We start from the raw sequence: 2,648 nt of genomic DNA, 5'->3' as shown, positions 1-2,648 counted from the left end.
AGCTCGGGCAGGCGCGGTGGTTTTGGTATTCGCGCAGTTTTTCGCGCACGGTTTCACTGTCGGTTTCGCGGTAGCGGCGTTCGAGATTGGGAATGATGCCCTCGAAGGCGTGACTGCGGTTGAAGGTGGTGCCGCGTTCGGACAGGTAAGTGAAGTCGATAACTTCTTTGCCCGAGCCGTGCAACACGACTTTTTTCACTTTTTCAGGTAGCGTTTCCCAAGCAGCCTGCACGTCGAAACCGTAATGCCGCGCCAGCGACTGAATCATTTGGAAATAGAATTGGTTGCGCTTGTCCCAGCCGTCAATCGCGCCTGCGGCTAAGGATAATTCGGGATGCGCGACCACTTTTTCGGGGTCGAAGAAATTGGTGTTGCCCAAGCCGTCGCAAGTCGGGCAGGAACCCATCGGGTTGTTGAACGAAAAGAGGCGCGGCTCTAATTCGGGCAGGCTGTACGAACACACGGGGCAGGCAAAACGCGCGGAGAACCAATGCTCTTCGCCGCTGTCCATTTCCATCGCCAACGCGCGCTCGTTGCCGTGGCGTAGCGCGGTTTCAAAACTTTCCGCCAGTCGTTGTTTAATGTCGGCTTTTACTTTAACGCGGTCGATGACGACGTCGATGTTGTGCTTGATGTTTTTTTCCAGCTTCGGTACTTCGTCCAACTGATAGACTTCGCCGTCCACGCGTACACGCGCAAAGCCCTGCGCCTGCAAGTCGGCAAAGAAGTCGACAAACTCGCCCTTACGTTCACGAACTGCCGGCGCAAGAATCATCACGCGCGTGTCTTCCGGCAGCTTCAAGACGGCATCAACCATCTGCGACACAGTTTGGCTGGACAACGGTAGATTGTGTTCGGGGCAATACGGGGTACCGACGCGTGCGTACAAAAGACGTAGGTAGTCGTGGATTTCTGTTACCGTGCCGACGGTGGAACGCGGGTTGTGGCTGGTGGATTTCTGCTCGATGGAAATCGCGGGCGACAGGCCTTCAATCAAATCGACATCGGGTTTGTCCATCATCTGTAAAAACTGACGGGCATAGGCGGAAAGGCTCTCAACATAACGGCGTTGGCCTTCGGCATACAAAGTATCAAACGCCAGCGACGATTTGCCGCTGCCTGACAATCCTGTTACCACTACCAGCTTGTGGCGCGGAATGTCCAAATCGACATTTTTCAAATTATGTGTACGCGCGCCGCGGATGCGGATGGTGTCATTATCGTGTGAATGTTTAGGATGATGGTTGCACATGGTGTCAGGCAGTCTGAAAAATAAAATAAACGGCTATTGTAGCACTTTTCAAATGACAGACTGGATAGATAAAGCATTTGATATAAAAGAAACAAAGAGGCCGTCTGAAAATATGTTTTCAGACGGCCTTGATATAGATGGATCAGCTTATCAGTCGATTTGGCGGAGAATTTCGCGCAGGGCTTTTTGCCAGTCGGACGGTTTGATACCAAACTCGGTCTCTAGGCGTGAGCAATCCATAATGCTGTATGCCGGACGCGGAGCGGGCAGGGGGTATTGATCGGTGGTAATCGCGTTCAGTTCCGGAATGCGGAAGCTGTTGTCTAAGTGGTGGGCTGTCTGAAAGATGGCTTTGGTAAATTCGTACCATGTTGCCGATTTATTACCACAGTAATGGAAGATGCCGCGTGGGGAGGTGGGTTGTTGTAATAATTCGATAATAGCGTGTGCCAAATCGCCTGCATAAGTCGGACAGCCGGTTTGGTCGTGAACGACGGAGAGGGAATCGCGTTCTTTGGCAAGGCGCAACATGGTTTTGACGAAATTGCTGCCGTATTCGCTAAACAGCCATGAAGTACGGATAATAGTGCTTTCAGGATGCGCGGCTAAAGCCAAAAGCTCGCCTGCTACTTTGGACTGACCGTAAGTGCTGCGCGGATTGGTATAGTCGGTTTCGCGGTAAGGGCGTTTGCTTTCGCCGTCGAATACATAATCAGTGGAAATATGAATAAAGCGGGCGTGTGCGGCGCGGGCGGCTGCGGCCAGGGTGTGAACAGCGCTTGCGTTGACGGCAAAAGCAGCTTCAGCGTTTTCTTCTGCTTTATCGACGGCAGTGTAAGCCGCGGCATTAACGATGGCATCGGGTTGGAAATTTTTGATCATATGATGCACAGCTTCGGTATCGGTAATGTCCAGCGAAGTAGAGTCGGTAGCAATCAGTTCCCAATCTTCGGGCAGGCGGTCGCGCAGACAACGGGCAAGCTGGCCTTTGGCTCCGGTCAATAAAGTACGCATGGTTGAGTATCTCCTCTGATAGCTGTTGAATAGGTGTTCGTGTCATTATAGTGTAAATACGACAAATTCACATTATTGGCGTAGAACAAAATACAAACAGGGCTGTATTTGAGTAAGTAGTCGATATTATCTATCTATAATGTAACTATTTATCAATGTTTTAATAATATACTATAACTATAGTTAAAATATAGGTTTTAGCTAGATGGATTAAGCAGTTATATTGGTTAATAGATTGTGAGTCAATGTTAATGTTTTTATGATTATTAGGATAATGGTATTTAAAATTAGGGGAGCTTCTGTCCTTTTGTCGGTAAATTCTACCGCTTGATATTTTTGAGTAAATATTTTGCAAAATATTACTAAAATAATAATTGGGCAA

Annotated in this window: 1 protein-coding gene and 1 pseudogene; both read right to left on the bottom strand. The window is 48.9% G+C overall.

The window, feature by feature from the left end:
- Positions 1–1,252 (bottom strand): annotated as a pseudogene (locus tag Q1M25_RS09420) (excinuclease ABC subunit UvrA); the annotation flags it as partial.
- A gap of 150 nt (positions 1,253–1,402) precedes the next feature.
- Positions 1,403–2,266: a dTDP-4-dehydrorhamnose reductase gene (gene rfbD, locus Q1M25_RS09415; protein WP_300484046.1), complete on the bottom strand. Its 864-nt coding sequence runs from the start codon at positions 2,264–2,266 to the stop codon at positions 1,403–1,405.
- Positions 2,267–2,648: the final 382 nt, after the last annotated feature.

It is taken from the genome of uncultured Neisseria sp. (assembly GCF_951230505.1).
Taxonomy (GTDB): Bacteria; Pseudomonadota; Gammaproteobacteria; order Burkholderiales; family Neisseriaceae; genus Neisseria.
This window is presented reverse-complemented; position numbering and strand designations above follow the sequence as displayed.

Coding starts and splice junctions, on each gene's coding strand:
- rfbD (WP_300484046.1), bottom strand. CDS start 2,266: ATGCGTACTTTATTGACCGGAGCCAAAGGCCAGCTTGCCCGTTGTCTG.